The organism is Paracoccus sp. Ld10 (genome assembly GCF_045064235.1).
Classification (GTDB): Bacteria; Pseudomonadota; Alphaproteobacteria; order Rhodobacterales; family Rhodobacteraceae; genus Paracoccus.
On sequence record NZ_JBISHD010000006.1, the window covers coordinates 73,758 to 89,662 of the forward strand.

Sequence of the window (15,905 nt, forward strand, 5' to 3'; positions counted from 1 at the left end):
TCCATCCTTTGGGTGATCCGCCTCAGCACAATGCCGACCTCAGCGGGAACTGTAGTTGTTCTGCGCCATGACAGCCAAGGTCGCCTGGTCTGTCATGCTCAACTCCTCGCCCTGTTCCAGGTGCAGCAGTTCGGCCAGTTTCCGACGCCCGCGATTGGCGCGGGACTTTACGGTGCCGACAGCGACCTTGGTCATGTCGGCCGCTTCCTCATAGGAAAAGCCCGATGCGCCGACCAGGATCAGCGCCTCGCGCTGTTCGTCCGGCAGCTTGTCGAACGCCACGCGGAAATCGCGAAGGGCCAGCCTGCCGTCATGGTCCGGCCGTGTCGCCTGACGTGCAGCATGAATGCCGTCGCTGTCGCTGACCTCACGTTTGGTCTTGCGACGCGACGAATAGAAGGTGTTGCGCAGGATGGTGAACAACCATGCGCGCAAATTCGTGCCGGCCTGGAACTTGTCCATGTTCGTCCACGCCTTGACGATCGTGTCCTGGACAAGGTCATCCGCTGATGCCCCCTCGCGGGTCAGCGACAGCGCAAACGCACGCAAGGCCGGCAAATGATCGACCAGCTGGTCGCGCGGGTGAACCGAAGGGGAATTGGTCATTGAAATGATACACCGGTAAGCTTGGGGATCGAGGAACGCCGGGCCGGAAAAAGGATCATTCCTGTTCCTTCAGCTTCTTCAGCAATTCGATGAACCGATCCGGGATCTGGTCCGTCGCATCCTGTTCATAGACTCTTTTCAGGTTCTCATCGATCTGCTTTTCCACAGCCGCTCTCCTGCGGTCGTCTCTCTTTGGTGTCATATTCGTGTCAGTCCCGACAAACTTGTGCGCACAGCATGCAACCGATAGGGGGTTCAGTTGGTTCCCTGCAATACGCGATTTAAGAGGACTGTGTAATGACTGTTGCCGATCTGGCCCAATCCATCGGGCGCGAGCTTCCGTTTCTGCGCCGCTACGCGCGCGCCCTGACCGGCAGCCAGCGCGCCGGCGACAATTATGCAGCCGCCACGCTGGAGGCGATTCTGACGGATCGCAGCGTTTTGGACGGCGAAGACGACCTGCGCATTGCGCTGTTCAAGACATTCCACGTGATCTGGCAAAGTTCCGGTCAGCCGGTGGATGATGCCGACATGTCGGAGCGCGAACGCCGCGCCCAAGGGCATCTGCGCGGCCTGACCCCGAATTCGCGCGAAGCACTGCTGCTGCGCACGATCGAAGAGCTGCGTTCCGACCAGATTGCACGCGTGATGCAGATCGATGCCGCCGAGGCGGAGGAACTGGTCCAGATCGCCTTGAACGAGATGGGCCAGGCCCTGAGCGGCAAGGTCATGGTCATTGAGGACGAGATGATCATCGCGATGGACCTGAAGGGCATCGTGCAGGCGATGGGCCATGACGTCACCGGCGTCGCCCGCACGCACACCGCCGCGATCGAGCTGGCGGGCAAGCACCGCCCCGACCTTATCCTGGCCGATATCCAGCTGGCCGACGGATCGTCGGGCGTGGATGCGGTCAACGAGCTGCTGGGCAGCATGGGCGACATCCCGGTGATCTTTATCACCGCCTTCCCGGAGCGCCTGCTGACGGGCGACCGTCCGGAGCCCGCCTTCCTGATCTCCAAGCCCTACAGTGAGGAGCAGGTGCGCTCGGCGGTCAGCCAGGCGATGTTCTTTGCCTCGACCGAAGGGCTGAGCGCCTGAGAAACGACACAGGGGCGCCCATATCGGGCGCCCCTGTCATTTGGCCTTTTCGGCCAACAGTTCGTCAAAGCCGCGCCGCGCCTCGCGGGCTGCGCGCATCCGGCGACGCCGCGCCAGTTCGACATTGATCAGCGCGCCCAGCAGCACCGAAAACCCGGCCAGATAGAACCACATCAGCAGCGCAACGACGGTCCCGATGGACCCATAGATGCGGTTGTAGCTGTTGAAGCTGCCCAGATAGGCCGAAAACGCGATCGACCCTGCCGACCACAGCACAGCCGCGAACATCGCGCCCCAGGTAAAGATCGGCGTGCGCGGCGTCTTGACGTTGGGACCATAGCGATACAGCACGCCGATGGTCACGATCACCAACAGGAACATCCCCGCCCAGGGCAGCACCGTCAGCAGCGATGACCGCACCGGCGCAAAGACCAGAAAGTTCAGCAGGACAGGGACCACCACGATGGTCGCCAGACCCGCCAACGATATTCCCACGATCACCAGCGTCAGCGCATAGGCCAGCACGAACCCAAAGATCGTGGAATGCGCCCGGACACCGTAAGCAGCGTTCAGCCCACGGATCAGGGCATCCACCCCCGCCCGGGCCGCGATGGTCGCGATCATGAAGGACAGGAACGATGTCCACCCGACCGAAGTCCGTCCGTTCTGGGTCAGCGTCGTCACCTGATCGTCGACGATGTCCGCTGCGCCGGCGGGCAGGAATTCATGCGCAACGTCAAGATAGGTCAGGACCACCGCCGGGTCGAACCACAGGCTCCACAGCGCGATGATGGCGGCCAGTCCGGGGAACACCGCAAACATCGCATAGAACGCGACGCCCGCCGCGATCAGCGTCATATGGGTCTTGTCCATCCGTTCGAAGATGGCGCCCCAGAACGATCCCAGATCCCGCAACCAGTCCAGCATCCCGCCCCGCATCCCTTTTCGTCAGCATGGGCCGCCAGACCCGCCCGTGCAAGACCGGCGTCAGGTCGTGGCGAAACGCGCCCAGACCGCATCTTCGCCCAGCTTGGCGACGAACTGGGCATGGGCCTGCGCCTCGGCGTCGGTCAGGCGGGGCGGCAGGGGGCGGGGGCGCGCGGCGCGCGGGCGCATCTGTCCGTCAGGGCTGCGTGCCGCATCGTCCTGTGTGCCGGGCTTGTCCAGCACCAGGTCGGGCTGGCGACCGCCGATCAGTTCGAGATAGACCTCGGCCAGCAGTTCGCTGTCCAGCAGCGCGCCGTGCAGTTCGCGACCCGAATTGTCCACGCCGAAACGGCGGCACAGCGCATCCAGCGTCGCGGGCGATCCCGGGAATTTCTCGCGGGCCAGCATCAGCGTGTCCAACGCCCGTGACCACGGCAGCGGCTTGTGTCCCGCGCGTTTCAGTTCGGCGTTCAGGAATTTCATGTCAAAGCTGGCATTGTGGATCACCAGCTTTGCATCGTCCCCGATGAAGTCGATGAAATCATGAACGATTGCCGCGAATTTCGGCTTGTCGCGCAGAAAGTCGTCACCCAGGCCGTGGACGTCGAACGCCTCTTTCGGCATCGCGCGTTCGGGGTTGATATAGACGTGGAACGTGCGCCCGGTGGGCAGGTGATTCATCAGTTCCAGCGCGCCGATTTCGACGATGCGATCGGCACCCGCCGCGTCGAAGCCGGTGGTTTCGGTGTCCAGAACGATCTCACGCATGGGGGGCAACCTCTTTCACGATGCGGGCGACGGCGGCACGGGCGCCGTCCAGGCTGTCGGTCGGAATGATCCAGTCGGCGCGCGCGCGCTTGTCCGCGTCGGGCATCTGGCGTGCCAGGATCATGGCCAGCGTATCACCCGTCATCCCCGGACGTGCAAGCACGCGGGCGGCCTGTATGGCAGGATCGGTCGAGACCACGGCGACCCCGTCCAGATCAGGGGGCGACGCGCTTTCGAACAGCAGGGGGATGTCCAGGACGACCAGGGGTGCGCCGACATGTCGCGCCAGAAAATCCTGCCGGTTCTGGGCCACAAGGGGGTGAACGATCCCCTCCAGCCGGGCCAGCGCGTCAGGGTCCGCGGCAAGAGCGGTCTTGAGCGCGGTGCGGTCAAGACCGCGATCGCACAATGCGGTCGGAAAGGCGGCGGCAACCGGCGCCACGGCCAAGCCGTCAGGGGCATACAAGGTATGGACCGCCTGGTCGGCGTCCCATACCGGGTGCCCAAGGTCGCGGAACATCTGTGCGGTGGTCGATTTGCCCATCCCGATACTGCCGGTCAGGCCAAGACGATAGGTCATTCCAGCGCGACCCGCCGCGCTTCGTCATCGACATCGGGCCGGTGACCGAACCAGCGCTCGAACCCCGGTGCGGCCTGATGCAGCAGCATTCCCAGACCATCCACGACCCGGCATCCACGGGCCTGCGCCTCTGTCAAAAGCGGGGTCATCAGGGGCGTATAGACCAGATCGGTGACCAGCGCGTCGGGCGACAGCGCATCCAGAGGCACGCGCAAGGGTTGCTTGCCCTGCATGCCCAAAGACGTTGCGTTGACGACCGTCGTCGCACCCTCCAGCATGTTGCCGGCCTGCGCCCAGTCATAGACGACCAGCCGCGCACCAAATTCCGCCTTGATCTGTTCCGCCCGCAGACGCGTTCGGTTGGTGATCCGCAGTTCCTTGACCCCGCTGTCCAGCAGGGACGCCACCACCGCCCGCGCAGCACCCCCCGCGCCGATCACCGCGGCAGGGCCCAGATCCGGCTGCCAGTCAGGTTCGTTCTGCCGAAGGTTTGCGATAAAGCCATAGCCGTCGGTATTGTCGGCGTGGATCTTGCCGTCCGCGCGAAAGATCAGCGTGTTGGCCGCCCCGATCAGCGCGGCACGGTCGGTGACCGTGTCCGCAAGGGTCAGAACAGCCTCCTTGTGGGGGATCGTGACGTTCACACCGACAAAGCCCGCGCGCGGCAGGACGCGCAGAACCTCTGCCAGATGCTCGGGCATCACGGGGATCGGCACGTAATGGCCCGGCAGGCCATAGCGGGCCAACCAGTGCCCATGCAGCCGCGGAGAGCGGGAGTGCACGATGGGCATGCCGATCACCCCGGCAAGCGGCGCGTGGGTGATCTGGCTGGCTGGCAGGTCGTCTTGCATCGGCTTGATCATCACATGGCGTCTTTCCGGCAGACTAGGCACAGACCGAGTATCGCGAAAGCCCTTGCAAGCACGCAGTGACCGCCCTGTGGCGGAGACGGCGCAGGCCCGCTGTGGACAAGTCTTCGGGGGAATCGGTGCCGGGATTGGTGGCAAGTCGAGTCAATCCTCTGCGTGCACTGATTACGCCCTGGAACAAAGCAAAAACAGCCGGTGCTTTTCCACAGGGGGACGAATCGAGGGGCGCGAACAGCAGATCTGTGGAGGAATCATCGGCCAAATCATTATCCGCAAAGTTATCCACATATGATCTCTTTGTTTACAAATGATTTTCAGGTCGACTGACGGCTTTCGCACATGCTTGTCCACAATGCATGATTCTGAGGAAATCACGGTGAGCAGAGTCCAGTTCCTGCTATCCACAGGCCCTACTTCAACAACATTCCTTTCTTTATCTTTCTTATTTAAGAGAAGACCAAAGAGAGGTTTCGAGATGTTCGACGGGCTGGCGCTGGTTTATCCGTACGTGAAAGCGTTCCACGTCGTGGCTGTGATCTCGTGGATGGCAGGTCTGTTCTACCTGCCCAGACTGTTCGTCTATCACGCAGAACGTCATGGCCGAGCGGCAGAGCCGGTTGCCAGCTTTGTCATCATGGAAGACAAGCTGCTGCGCGTGATCATGAACCCGGCAATGATCGCCACGTGGCTCAGTGGGCTGGCCCTGGTCATGACACCCGGTATCGTCAGCTGGGATATGGTCTGGCCTTGGGTCAAGGCAGGATGCGTGATCGCGATGAGCGTGTTTCACATGTGGTGCGCACGGGAACGGCGGCGTCTGGCACAAGGAACAGCACGGGCAGGGCGGTCCTATCGCATGATGAACGAGGTTCCGACGCTGCTGATGGTCGGCATCGTGACGGCGGTGATCGTCAAGTTCTGATCGAAAAGATTGACTCGCGACCAGCGGGGCCTTATCTGCGCCCCCAACCCCGGCCGTCCGGTGCGGGATTCCCTGAACACCCGTCTGCTCCGTTCGATAAGTCGCACGGTCGAAAGTTTGCATCAGAATGACCGAAGAACGCCTGAATCTGTCCGACCTCAAGGCCAAAAGCCCCGCCGACCTGCTGTCGATGGCAGAGGAATGGGAGATCGAGAACGCCTCTACCATGCGCAAGGGCGAGATGATGTTCTCGATCCTGAAAGAGCATGCGGAAGAGGGTTGGGAAATCGGCGGCGGTGGCGTCCTGGAGGTTGTTCAGGACGGTTTCGGATTTTTGCGGTCGACCGAGGCGAACTATCTGCCTGGACCCGACGATATTTACGTCAGCCCCGACATGATCCGGCAGCATTCCCTGCGCACCGGGGACACGGTGGATGGGGTCATTCGCGCTCCTGGAGAAAATGAACGCTATTTTGCGCTGACCAAGGTCGAAAAGATCAACTTTGAGGATCCGGAAAAGGCGCGTCACAAGGTTGCCTTTGACAACCTGACGCCGCTGTATCCCGACGAACGTCTGAACATGGAGATCGAGGATCCGACACTGAAGGATCGCAGCGCCCGGATCATCGATCTGGTCGCGCCGATCGGCAAAGGTCAGCGGTCGTTGATCGTGGCACCGCCACGGACAGGCAAGACGGTTCTGTTGCAAAACATCGCCCATTCGATCGAGAGAAATCACCCGGAATGCTATCTGATCGTTCTGTTGATCGACGAGCGTCCCGAGGAAGTGACCGACATGCAGCGCAGTGTCCGCGGCGAGGTCGTGTCGTCAACCTTTGACGAGCCGGCCAGCCGACACGTCGCCGTGTCCGAAATGGTCATCGAGAAAGCAAAGCGACTGGTCGAGCATAAGCGAGATGTGGTCATTCTGCTCGATTCGATCACAAGACTTGGTAGAGCATTCAACACTGTGGTTCCCAGCTCGGGGAAGGTGTTGACGGGTGGTGTCGATGCGAACGCCCTGCAGAGGCCCAAACGCTTTTTCGGTGCTGCGCGCAACATCGAGGAAGGCGGCAGCTTGACCATCATTGCAACCGCGCTGATCGATACCGGGTCGCGGATGGACGAGGTGATCTTTGAAGAGTTCAAGGGCACTGGTAACAGTGAAATCGTGCTTGATCGTAAGGTCGCGGACAAGCGTGTGTTCCCAGCCATGGACATTCTGAAATCCGGAACGCGGAAAGAGGAACTGTTGGTTGATGGGAAGGATCTGCAGAAAACGTATCTTTTGCGGCGTATCCTGAACCCGATGGGGACAACAGATGCGGTTGAGTTCTTGATCTCGAAAATGAAACAGACCAAGAGCAACGCCGAGTTCTTTGACTCGATGAACGCCTGACGAGGCTGTAATGGACCTGATCTTTGCCGAAGCCACCCCGCCTGGGCGGGGGGGCGTTTCTGTTATTAGAATGAGCGGCGAAGGCGCGCGCTCGGTTGCCGAGCGGCTTGTCGGGGCTATGCCGATTGAACGCCATGCGTACTTTCGAACCCTCTCGGACGATGAAGACCCTATCGATCAAGTATTGGCGATGTGGTTTCCTAAGGGCGCAAGCTTTACGGGGGACGAGGTTGCAGAGTTGCACTTGCATGGTGCGCCGGTCATTGCGCGTAGGGTGGGGTCGGCATTGCTTGCCGCGGGCGCGCGTCCAGCAGAGCCCGGAGAGTTTACACGACGTGCTTTTTTGAACGGCCGTATGGACCTTGCGGAGATTGAAGGGCTCGGAGATCTTCTCGCAGCTGAAACCGAGTCTCAGCGTCGACTTGCGTTGCGAACGATGAACGGAGAGCTGGCGGCCAAAGCACAGTTGTGGCGTGAGCTTCTTGTAGAATCAGGTGCGCTGGTCGAAGCCAGCATTGATTTTGCAGACGAGGACGTTCCTGAAGAAATTCCGGCAAGAGTATTTCAAGCTGTTTCCGAGCTGCGCCAAATGCTGCAGTCTGAGATAGACGGGTTTACATCGGCTGAGCGAATCCGCATCGGCTTTGAGGTTGCGATCATTGGACCGCCAAACGCGGGGAAATCAAGCCTGCTAAACGCCTTGGCCAAGCGCGATATCGCTATCGTCTCAGAGAAGCCTGGAACGACGCGTGACATCATCGAGCTGCGACTGGATCTTGATGGGCTAGCCGTCACGTTCTTGGATACTGCTGGATTGCGGGTATCGACAGATGATATCGAAGCTCTTGGTATAGATAGGGCGGTTGATAGAGCAAATAACGCGGATCTGAGAATTCACTTATCTAATGACGGAGAACCCGTTGCAACGTTGTGGCAACTTGATGACCTCGTGGTGTCGGGCCGTGCTGACGTTAACAAAGTTAAGAACCAGTTTGCGATATCCTCTGTAACAGGGCAGGGGATCACCGAGATGCTCTCTGGTGTCGCGAATGTCCTATCCAATCGTGTTTCGGTCGCTGGTGTGATTAGTCATGAGCGGCAAAAGTCAGAAATCTTGAATGCGGCGCATGAACTGGATGGCATAGATAGCTTGCCTCCTGAGATTGTAGCTGAGAAATTGCGGATGGCCAGCATCTCACTGGATCGTCTACTTGGCCGAATCGATGCCGAGGACTATCTTGACCTCATCTTTTCGTCGTTTTGCATTGGGAAGTAGGAGTGTTTCACGTGAAACATTATGATGTTGCAGTCGTAGGTGGCGGACATGCTGGGCTCGAAGCGGCGACCGCGGCTGCACGTCTCGGTGCCAAAGTCGCGCTGATCACAATGCGTCAGGAAGATATTGGAACCTTGTCATGCAACCCCGCGATAGGTGGACTTGGTAAGGGCCACCTTGTCCGAGAGATTGATGCGATGGACGGGGTTATGGGCCGTCTCGCGGATATGGCAGGAATTCAGTTCAGACTGTTAAATCGCCGAAAAGGGCCTGCTGTCCAAGGGCCGCGCGCCCAAATGGATCGCGATCTGTACCGGTCGGCTGCTTGGAACCTTATTTCTCAGTATGATGGCGTTGATGTTATTTTCGGCGAGGTGATCGATTTTACTGGAGACGTGGCAAATGTAACTGGCGTTGTCATGTCTGATGGGACGCAAATTCAAGCGAGGGCAATTGTCCTAACAAGCGGAACATTTCTTAACGGAACGATACATATCGGAGATGTCAGTCGCCCTGCTGGGCGCTGGGGAGACAGAGCAGCAAATCACTTGGGTGAGTGCCTGACGAAGTTTGGCCTGAAACGTGGTCGTTTGAAAACTGGCACACCACCTCGACTGAGAAGATCCTCCATTCGATGGGAGGACCTAGAGTCCCAAGCCGGCGATGACGTTCCAACAAGATTTTCGTACCTCGATGGCGCTGCCCTATCTCGGCAGATCGAATGCCGCATCACTCATACAAATGCTAAGACGCATCAGATAATTAATGAGAATATCCATAAGTCGGCGATGTATGGCGGGCATATCGCGGGGCGTGGCCCGCGGTACTGCCCGTCAATTGAAGACAAAGTCCTCCGATTTGCCGATAAGGACTCTCACCAGATATTTTTGGAGCCGGAGGGTCTAGACAGCGATATTGTTTATCCAAACGGAATTTCGACATCGCTTCCGGAATCGGTTCAGTTGGAGTATGTACGATCTATCTATGGATTGGAGAATGCGGAGATTACCCAACCTGGATACGCGGTTGAGTACGACTATATTGATCCTACTGCACTGGGGCCGACATTGTCGGTCAAGAGCGTTACTGGGTTGTTTCTTGCCGGACAAATCAATGGAACAACTGGATATGAAGAGGCGGCAGCCCAAGGTCTGGTTGCTGGTTTGAATGCCGCGCGTTTTGCGGCTAATCAGCCGGAGATGAAATTTAGCCGAGCGGACAGCTATATCGGGGTGATGATTGATGACCTCATCACGCGGGGCGTTACTGAGCCGTATCGCATGTTTACGTCTCGTGCAGAGTTCCGTCTGTCGTTGCGTGCTGATAATGCAGATCAGCGGCTGACTCCTGTTGCCATCTCCGCAGGGTGTGCGTCTCCGATGCGCCAAGCATCCTTCCAGGATCGAATTGAAAAGTATACACTTGCTAGGTGTTCGCTGGAGCAAATCTTGGTGTCGCCGACGCAATTGTCGCGAGTTGGTCTTCGCGTCGCTCAAGACGGGCAAAAAAAGTCGGTCTTTAGTTTGTTGGGGCAGACCGACATAACGATAGAATCATTGCTTCCCATTGTTCCTGAATTAGCGGACATATCCTCTGAAACGCTGACGCAGCTTACGAACGATTCCTTGTATGACCAATACTCGCCGCGGCAGCTTAAGGACGCTGCTGCTTTGAAGATTCATGAGCATATGGCCTTGGACGCGATGTTCAACTATAGTGCCTTGGGTGGTCTTTCAGGGGAGTTGCGAAGCAAGCTCGCATCGGTCCGGCCACTTACCATAGCGGATGCGGCAAAGATTGAAGGTATGACCCCGGCAGCCTTAACGCTGCTGATAGCTGCTTCCCTGCAAGGCAAAGCAAGTCTTGCATCATGAATGTTTCACGTGAAACAAGTGAACGGCTCGAACGCTATCAATTGATTGTTGAAAAGTGGAATGGCAAAATAAACCTAATTTCACCAAATACAATGCAGCAGTTCTCATCTCGTCACATTGCCGACTGTGCTCAAATTTTGGATCACGCCGAAGATGTATCAGGGCACTGGCTCGACCTTGGCAGTGGGGCAGGGTTACCCGGATTAGTCGTCGCAATTATGAAGGCTGCTGAAAATTTGAAAGTCACTCTGGTAGAAAGCGACTTAAGAAAATCAGCATTTCTGCGATCGGTGATAAGAGATTTGTCGTTATCCAACGCAATGGTTGTATCCGAGAGAATTGAGAGTCTTGTTCCTCAGAACGCAGATTATGTATCAGCACGTGCCCTTGCCCCTTTGCCTGAATTACTGTCGATGATAGTCAGACACATACATCCGGGTGGAACAGCCCTACTGCTAAAGGGACGTCAATGGCGGGCAGAGTGTGAAAATGCAAAGCGCGATTGGCAATTTGACCTTCAGAGCTTTCAAAGTAAGACTGATCCAGAAGCTGCCATCCTGAAAATCCGGGGACTTTCGCATGTCTAACCAGAATATTGTGGCGATCGCTAATCAAAAAGGGGGGGTCGGTAAAACCACAACAGCGGTCAACCTCGCTGCTGCACTGGCTCAAGCGGGGCACTCAACGATTCTTATCGATTTGGACCCGCAGGGTAATGCATCGACCGGCCTTGGCATCGGAACGGATCAACGCAGGCATACTGTATACGAAGTTTTGACAGGAGAAGTCGATTTTCTCACTGCTGCGGTCCGAACCGGGGTGCCAAACCTTCAGGTGGTTCCATCGACATCAGACCTGGCATCTGCTGATGTTGAGTTGGCGTCGTTTGCAGACCGAACAAGGCTTTTGGAGAAACAGTTGTCCGGAGCGCCTGAAGGCACGATAATACTGATAGATTGTCCTCCTGCGCTTGGTCTGTTGACAGTTAACGCTATGGTTGCCGCGAATAGCGTTCTTGTTCCACTGCAAGCTGAGTTTTACGCACTTGAGGGCCTCTCGCAGCTTTTGGGAACGGTCAAGCAAGTCAGGCAGGGTGCGAATCCAAAACTGCGTATCAATGGCGTTTTGCTGACGATGTCCGATTATCGAAATAATCTATCCCAGCAGGTCGAGGCGGATGCACGCGAAACTCTGGGCGATTTGGTCTATCCAACGGTAATTCCGCGCAATGTAAGGGTTTCCGAGGCGCCATCGCATGCGCAACCTGTCTTGATCTATGATCCGATGTCGAAGGGCAGTGTCGCCTATCGTCAATTTTGCGCCGAGTTCATGGCGCGCCTTAAACTGGTGCCGGAGATCGCATGATGTCAGAGAGCAAGATTGCCAAGAGAGGTCTCGGACGCGGTCTATCTGCGTTGATGGCGGATATGGATATGGGAGATGCGGCGTCTTCTGCCAGCAACCGTGAACGAATGGTGATCCCGATTGAGCAGATCACCGCCAACCCGGATCAGCCCAGGCGCAGCTTCGACCCGGATGCTCTGGAGGAGCTGGCGGCGTCCCTGCGTCAGCGGGGCGTCCTCCAGCCTTTGATCGTTCGACCGCATCCTCAGGACAAGGATCTGTATCAGATTGTCGCTGGTGAACGGCGTTGGCGTGCCGGGCAGATGGCGCAGCTGCACGAGATGCCCGTGATCATCCGCGAGATGTCGGATACAGAAGTTCTTGAAGTCGCTATTATCGAGAATATCCAACGTGCCGACCTGAATGCTATCGAAGAGGCTGCATCATTCCGGCAGCTGATGGAACGCTTTGGTCATACACAGGAAAAGCTTGCCGAAGCGTTGAACAAAAGCCGCAGTCATATCGCCAACCTGCTCAGGCTGTTGTCGCTTCCTGATGCTGTCCAGGATATGGTCAAAACTGGCAAGTTGAGTGCTGGTCACGCCCGGGCATTGATAACGGCGCCCAATGCAGCGCAACTGGCGCGGCGGGTCAGCGAAAAAGGTCTATCGGTTCGCGATACCGAACAGATGGTCCGCAAACTCGCTGAGGCGGATGGGTCCGTAACTCGGAAGGCAGCGAAGAGCTCGACGAAGGACGCCGATACCAAGGCGCTGGAGGCTGATCTGAGTGCGCATCTCAAGATGCGGGTGCAGATTTTGCATACCGGACCAAACGGCGGGGAACTGTCGATCACTTACAGCGATCTGGACCAGCTGGATCAGCTGTGTCAGCTGCTTGGCGGTAGTCGATAGCACATAGTGTAGTCGGTGAAATCTATGCTACTATATGTTGACTATCTGCTTGGTCGAGTCATCAAGAAGATCGCGACCGTGCCACAAATAACGGCTTGGGTGGCAACAACCCAAGCCGGCATGGCGACCCACCAGGAAATAACGACTCCGGATGCCATCGCGGTTATGGCCCACAGCTTTGCCAGTGGTTTGACCACACCGCGCTCCTGCCATGCGCGGACGGGGGGGCCATAGGTCGGATGATCCAGGATCCGTCGCTCCAGTACCGGGGATGATCTTGCGAACGCCCATGCTGCCACTAGCAGGAACGGCACTGTAGGTACAACCGGCAAGGCGATACCAATGATCCCACACAGGGTGAACAGCCAGCCTATGACCAACCAGATCCTGCGCCGCATTTTCAGGCCGCCAGTTCGCGCAAGATCGCGTTCAGGACAGGACGCCCTTGCGTCGTTGCGCTGATCCGGCCGCTTGCGCGTTCGATCATCCCAAGGTCGGCCAATGATTTCAATGCAACAGGGTCCAGGGGCGTCCCAGAGATCGTTGCATAGCGTGCCTCGTCCAGGCCCTCTGTCAGACGCAATGACATCAGCAGGTACTCGGTCGCCTGCTCGTGACGTGGAACAACGTCCCGCTGAACATCTCCGGTCCCGCTGCTCTCGACTGCCTGCAGCCAAGCGCCCGGCAGGCGATGCGCCTCGGTCGCTAGGCGTCCCTGGGGCAGGGTCAATCGTCCATGGGCACCAGGTCCAACAGCGGCCCAGTCCCCTTGGCGCCAATAGACAAGGTTGTGACGGCTTTGTGCGCCGGGACGGGCATGGTTCGAGATTTCATAGCACCCCATTCCTGCCGCTTCGCACAGGTCCTGCGTATCGAAATACATGTCGGCAGACAGGTCATCATCGGGCAGGTCGCGCAGCTTTCCGGCCTCTGCCCGGGCGCCAAAGGCCGTGCCCGGCTCTATCGTCAGCTGGTACAGCGACAGGTGATCCACCGCCATGGTCAGTGCCTCGCGTAACTCTGCCTGCCACGCGGCCCGATCCTGCCCCTGACGGGCATAGATCAGGTCAAAGCTGACACGGTCGAACACGCCGCGCGCGACATCGAATGCCGCCCGGGCCTCGGCGACAGAGTGCATGCGACCCAGCCGATGCAGGTCGGCGTCGTTCAGTGCCTGAATACCCATCGACAAACGGTTTACGCCCGCATCGGCAAAGCCACGAAAGCGGTCCCGTTCGACGCTGGTGGGGTTGGCCTCCAACGAGATCTCGATGTCGTTGGCAAACCCCCATCCGGCCTGTGCCGCACGGATGACAGCATCAACGGTTTCGGGCAACATCAGCGACGGCGTACCGCCGCCGAAAAAGATGCTGCTCAAATGCCGGTCCGGCGTCTCGGCCGCAAGGCGCGCGATTTCCGACGACAGGGCATTGGCCCACCGCCGCTGGTCTACATGGGCGACGACATGGCTGTTGAAATCACAATAGGGGCATTTGGCCGCGCAAAACGGCCAATGGACATACAGGCCGAACCCCCCGGCGCGCCAATCCTCGCCCGGAACCGTCATCCGCGAAACGCCGTGACTTCGATCTCGATGCGCATCTCGGGGCGGATCAGGCCTGCGACCACCATCGTGGCGGCGGGCCTGACGTCGCCAAGCGCATCGGACAGGGCTGGGGCGATCACGTCGACCAGCGCGGCATCGGTGATCGTGTACTGCACCCGCACGATATCGGCGGGTGCAAATCCCGCCTGGTCCAGCACCGAAAAGATCGTCGTGAAACAGTTGCGTGCCTGCTGGCAGGCGTCATCCGGAATGGTCATGTCGGCATAATCGTATCCGGTCACACCCGACACGAAACACCAGTCGCCCTTGACCACGGCGCGGCTATAGGCCAGCCGCGACTCAAAGGGGGAACCGGTGGTCAGCCTATGCAAAACAGGCCTCCAGCATGCGCGCCACGGCGCGGGCACGGTGGCTGAGGCTGTTCTTGGTCGCGGCCGACATTTCGCCCAAGGTGACCGGGTGCCCGTCGGGCTGAAAGATCGGGTCATAGCCGTGGCCTTCGTCCCCGCGCGGCGGCCAGACGACCTGACCGGGCAGCACGCCCTCGAACACCTCTTCGTGGCCGTCGGGCCACATCAGAACCAGCGTGCAGCGGAACTGCGCGCGGCGCGGGGCAGGGGCGTCCACGGCCTCCAGCTCGCGCCATGTGCGTTCCATGGCCATTGCGAAATCGCGGCCCTGTGGGGTTTCCGCCCAGTCCGCCGTGCGCACCCCCGGCGCCCCGTCCAGGGCGTCGACGCAGATGCCGCTGTCGTCGGACAGGACAGGCAGGCCGGTCGCCTGCATCGCGGCACGCGCCTTGATGCGGGCGTTGCCGACAAAGCTGTCCTCGGTCTCGGCGGGTTCGGCCAGGCCCATCTGGGCCGCGCCGACAACCTCGACGCCGTACGGCGCCAGCAGGGCACGCATCTCGTCCAGCTTGCCCGCATTATGCGTGGCGACCAGCAGGCGCTTGTCGGTGAACTGCCTCATGCGACGGCGGCCTTTTGCGCCGCGACCAGATCGGCCATCCCGGCTTCTGCCAGATCCAGCAGGCGGCCCATCTCGTCGCGCGAAAATGTCGCGCCCTCGGCCGACATCTGCACCTCGATCAGGCGACCCGCGCCGGTCAGCACAAAGTTTCCGTCGGTCCCGGCCTCGCTGTCCTCGGCATAGTCCAGGTCCAGCAGCGGCTGGCCCGCATAGATGCCGCAGCTGACGGCGGCCACGTGGTCCAGGATCGGGTCGCTGGAAATCGCGCCGGCCTTCAGCAGCTTGTTCACCGCCAGCCGCAGCGCGACCCAACCCCCGGTGATCGACGCGCAGCGGGTGCCGCCATCGGCCTGGATCACGTCGCAGTCGATGCTGATCTGCCGCTCGCCCAGGGCGCTGCGGTCGATGCCGGCGCGCAGGCTGCGTCCGATCAGGCGCTGAATCTCCTGCGTGCGGCCGGACTGCTTGCCTTGGGCGGCCTCGCGGCGGTTGCGCGTGTTCGTCGCGCGTGGCAGCATGCCGTATTCGGCCGTGACCCAACCTAGGCCAGTGCCTTTCAGGAACCGCGGCGGATTGTCCTCGATGGTGGCGGTACACAGGACATGCGTGTCGCCGCATCGGATCAGACAGGACCCCTCGGCGTGGCGCATCACCCCGGTTTCGATTGAAATCGGACGCATTTGGGCTAGATTCCGGCCGGAAGGGCGCATGACTATTCCTTTTCGTGAGGTTAGGATGCCCATACCGTCCGGGGGCACCATCACGCAACCCCAACGGGGGTCACAA

At 59.2% G+C, this 15,905-nt stretch carries 19 protein-coding genes; 8 read left to right on the plus strand and 11 right to left on the minus strand.

Features of this window, described 5'->3' with window-relative positions; genetic code table 11:
* Positions 1-39: 39 nt before the first annotated feature.
* Entirely contained in the window at positions 40-606 is a 567-nt protein-coding gene (locus tag ACJJVR_RS03495; RefSeq protein ID WP_405402295.1) for an RNA polymerase sigma factor, read from the minus strand.
* Positions 607-661: 55 nt separating this feature from the next.
* Complete coding sequence (locus tag ACJJVR_RS03500) at positions 662-772, minus strand: NepR family anti-sigma factor (RefSeq protein ID WP_405402297.1); 111 nt, start codon at positions 770-772, stop codon at positions 662-664.
* Between the two features lie 131 nt (positions 773-903).
* Here ACJJVR_RS03500 and ACJJVR_RS03505 point away from each other — a divergent pair, with 131 nt between their 5' ends.
* Complete coding sequence (locus ACJJVR_RS03505; RefSeq protein ID WP_405402299.1) at positions 904-1,707, plus strand: response regulator; 804 nt, start codon at positions 904-906, stop codon at positions 1,705-1,707.
* Positions 1,708-1,743: 36 nt separating this feature from the next.
* Here ACJJVR_RS03505 and ACJJVR_RS03510 read toward each other — a convergent pair whose 3' ends face one another.
* From ACJJVR_RS03510 to ACJJVR_RS03525, 4 genes are read right to left on the minus strand one after another with little or no spacing between them, the layout of a single operon-like run.
* Positions 1,744-2,634 (minus strand): YihY/virulence factor BrkB family protein, encoded by an 891-nt coding sequence (locus ACJJVR_RS03510; RefSeq protein ID WP_405402302.1) that lies wholly within the window; start codon positions 2,632-2,634, stop codon positions 1,744-1,746.
* Between the two features lie 60 nt (positions 2,635-2,694).
* Complete coding sequence (gene dnaQ / locus ACJJVR_RS03515; protein WP_405402303.1) at positions 2,695-3,402, minus strand: DNA polymerase III subunit epsilon; 708 nt, start codon at positions 3,400-3,402, stop codon at positions 2,695-2,697.
* Positions 3,395-3,982, minus strand: coding sequence for a dephospho-CoA kinase (gene coaE / locus ACJJVR_RS03520; RefSeq protein ID WP_405402304.1), 588 nt, complete (start codon positions 3,980-3,982; stop codon positions 3,395-3,397). The genes dnaQ and coaE overlap by 8 nt, the downstream gene beginning before the upstream one ends.
* A complete protein-coding gene (locus tag ACJJVR_RS03525; protein WP_405402524.1) occupies positions 3,979-4,833 on the minus strand; it encodes a shikimate dehydrogenase in 855 nt (284 codons plus the stop codon). Before ACJJVR_RS03525 ends, coaE begins: the two co-directional genes overlap by 4 nt.
* A 493-nt stretch (positions 4,834-5,326) precedes the next feature.
* Between ACJJVR_RS03525 and ACJJVR_RS03530 the strand changes: the two genes are divergently transcribed.
* The 7 genes from ACJJVR_RS03530 (at position 5,327) to ACJJVR_RS03560 (ending at position 12,580) form a co-directional block, all read left to right on the plus strand.
* Positions 5,327-5,773: a CopD family protein gene (locus ACJJVR_RS03530; protein ID WP_405402526.1), complete on the plus strand. Its 447-nt coding sequence runs from the start codon at positions 5,327-5,329 to the stop codon at positions 5,771-5,773.
* Between the two features lie 127 nt (positions 5,774-5,900).
* Positions 5,901-7,172, plus strand: a complete 1,272-nt coding sequence (gene rho, locus ACJJVR_RS03535) for a transcription termination factor Rho (protein WP_405402306.1) — start codon at positions 5,901-5,903, stop codon at positions 7,170-7,172.
* A 10-nt stretch (positions 7,173-7,182) separates the two neighbouring features.
* Entirely contained in the window at positions 7,183-8,448 is a 1,266-nt protein-coding gene (mnmE, locus tag ACJJVR_RS03540) for a tRNA uridine-5-carboxymethylaminomethyl(34) synthesis GTPase MnmE (RefSeq protein ID WP_405402307.1), read from the plus strand.
* 11 nt (positions 8,449-8,459) lie between these two features.
* Positions 8,460-10,322, plus strand: a complete 1,863-nt coding sequence (gene mnmG, locus ACJJVR_RS03545) for a tRNA uridine-5-carboxymethylaminomethyl(34) synthesis enzyme MnmG (protein ID WP_405402308.1) — start codon at positions 8,460-8,462, stop codon at positions 10,320-10,322.
* The gene (gene rsmG / locus ACJJVR_RS03550) at positions 10,319-10,909 is read left to right on the plus strand and encodes a 16S rRNA (guanine(527)-N(7))-methyltransferase RsmG (protein ID WP_405402309.1); all 591 of its coding nucleotides are present in this window, start codon (positions 10,319-10,321) and stop codon (positions 10,907-10,909) included. The genes mnmG and rsmG overlap by 4 nt, the downstream gene beginning before the upstream one ends.
* Entirely contained in the window at positions 10,902-11,687 is a 786-nt protein-coding gene (locus ACJJVR_RS03555; RefSeq protein ID WP_405402311.1) for a ParA family protein, read from the plus strand. The genes rsmG and ACJJVR_RS03555 overlap by 8 nt, the downstream gene beginning before the upstream one ends.
* Positions 11,687-12,580, plus strand: coding sequence for a ParB/RepB/Spo0J family partition protein (locus ACJJVR_RS03560; RefSeq protein WP_405402527.1), 894 nt, complete (start codon positions 11,687-11,689; stop codon positions 12,578-12,580). The genes ACJJVR_RS03555 and ACJJVR_RS03560 overlap by 1 nt, the downstream gene beginning before the upstream one ends.
* Before the next feature lie 41 nt (positions 12,581-12,621).
* Here ACJJVR_RS03560 and ACJJVR_RS03565 read toward each other — a convergent pair whose 3' ends face one another.
* Genes ACJJVR_RS03565 through rph form a run of 5 tightly spaced genes read right to left on the minus strand, consistent with a single transcriptional unit; the run spans position 12,622 to position 15,829 of the window.
* Positions 12,622-12,978: a YbaN family protein gene (locus tag ACJJVR_RS03565; protein ID WP_405402314.1), complete on the minus strand. Its 357-nt coding sequence runs from the start codon at positions 12,976-12,978 to the stop codon at positions 12,622-12,624.
* 2 nt (positions 12,979-12,980) lie between these two features.
* Positions 12,981-14,147 carry a radical SAM family heme chaperone HemW gene (hemW, locus tag ACJJVR_RS03570; protein ID WP_405402316.1) on the minus strand — a complete coding sequence of 389 codons (1,167 nt, stop codon included), beginning with the start codon at positions 14,145-14,147 and terminating at the stop codon, positions 12,981-12,983.
* Positions 14,144-14,518, minus strand: coding sequence for a RidA family protein (locus ACJJVR_RS03575; protein ID WP_405402318.1), 375 nt, complete (start codon positions 14,516-14,518; stop codon positions 14,144-14,146). The genes hemW and ACJJVR_RS03575 overlap by 4 nt, the downstream gene beginning before the upstream one ends.
* Positions 14,511-15,119, minus strand: a complete 609-nt coding sequence (gene rdgB / locus ACJJVR_RS03580; RefSeq protein WP_405402319.1) for an RdgB/HAM1 family non-canonical purine NTP pyrophosphatase — start codon at positions 15,117-15,119, stop codon at positions 14,511-14,513. Before rdgB ends, ACJJVR_RS03575 begins: the two co-directional genes overlap by 8 nt.
* A complete protein-coding gene (rph, locus tag ACJJVR_RS03585) occupies positions 15,116-15,829 on the minus strand; it encodes a ribonuclease PH (RefSeq protein ID WP_046000531.1) in 714 nt (237 codons plus the stop codon). Before rph ends, rdgB begins: the two co-directional genes overlap by 4 nt.
* Between the last annotated feature and the right edge of the window lie 76 nt (positions 15,830-15,905).

Excerpts from the sequence above, each read along its gene's own strand:
- ACJJVR_RS03555 (WP_405402311.1), top strand. The coding sequence starts at position 10,902 with ATGTCTAACCAGAATATTGTGGCGATCGCTAATCAAAAAGGGGGGGTC.
- rho (WP_405402306.1), top strand. The coding sequence starts at position 5,901 with ATGACCGAAGAACGCCTGAATCTGTCCGACCTCAAGGCCAAAAGCCCC.
- rph (WP_046000531.1), bottom strand. The coding sequence starts at position 15,829 with ATGCGCCCTTCCGGCCGGAATCTAGCCCAAATGCGTCCGATTTCAATC.
- coaE (WP_405402304.1), bottom strand. The coding sequence starts at position 3,982 with ATGACCTATCGTCTTGGCCTGACCGGCAGTATCGGGATGGGCAAATCG.
- rsmG (WP_405402309.1), top strand. The coding sequence starts at position 10,319 with ATGAATGTTTCACGTGAAACAAGTGAACGGCTCGAACGCTATCAATTG.
- ACJJVR_RS03560 (WP_405402527.1), top strand. The coding sequence starts at position 11,687 with ATGTCAGAGAGCAAGATTGCCAAGAGAGGTCTCGGACGCGGTCTATCT.
- hemW (WP_405402316.1), bottom strand. The coding sequence starts at position 14,147 with ATGACGGTTCCGGGCGAGGATTGGCGCGCCGGGGGGTTCGGCCTGTAT.
- ACJJVR_RS03525 (WP_405402524.1), bottom strand. The coding sequence starts at position 4,833 with ATGCAAGACGACCTGCCAGCCAGCCAGATCACCCACGCGCCGCTTGCC.
- ACJJVR_RS03495 (WP_405402295.1), bottom strand. The coding sequence starts at position 606 with ATGACCAATTCCCCTTCGGTTCACCCGCGCGACCAGCTGGTCGATCAT.
- ACJJVR_RS03565 (WP_405402314.1), bottom strand. The coding sequence starts at position 12,978 with ATGCGGCGCAGGATCTGGTTGGTCATAGGCTGGCTGTTCACCCTGTGT.
- mnmE (WP_405402307.1), top strand. The coding sequence starts at position 7,183 with ATGGACCTGATCTTTGCCGAAGCCACCCCGCCTGGGCGGGGGGGCGTT.
- ACJJVR_RS03505 (WP_405402299.1), top strand. The coding sequence starts at position 904 with ATGACTGTTGCCGATCTGGCCCAATCCATCGGGCGCGAGCTTCCGTTT.
- ACJJVR_RS03530 (WP_405402526.1), top strand. The coding sequence starts at position 5,327 with ATGTTCGACGGGCTGGCGCTGGTTTATCCGTACGTGAAAGCGTTCCAC.
- rdgB (WP_405402319.1), bottom strand. The coding sequence starts at position 15,119 with ATGAGGCAGTTCACCGACAAGCGCCTGCTGGTCGCCACGCATAATGCG.
- ACJJVR_RS03510 (WP_405402302.1), bottom strand. The coding sequence starts at position 2,634 with ATGCTGGACTGGTTGCGGGATCTGGGATCGTTCTGGGGCGCCATCTTC.
- dnaQ (WP_405402303.1), bottom strand. The coding sequence starts at position 3,402 with ATGCGTGAGATCGTTCTGGACACCGAAACCACCGGCTTCGACGCGGCG.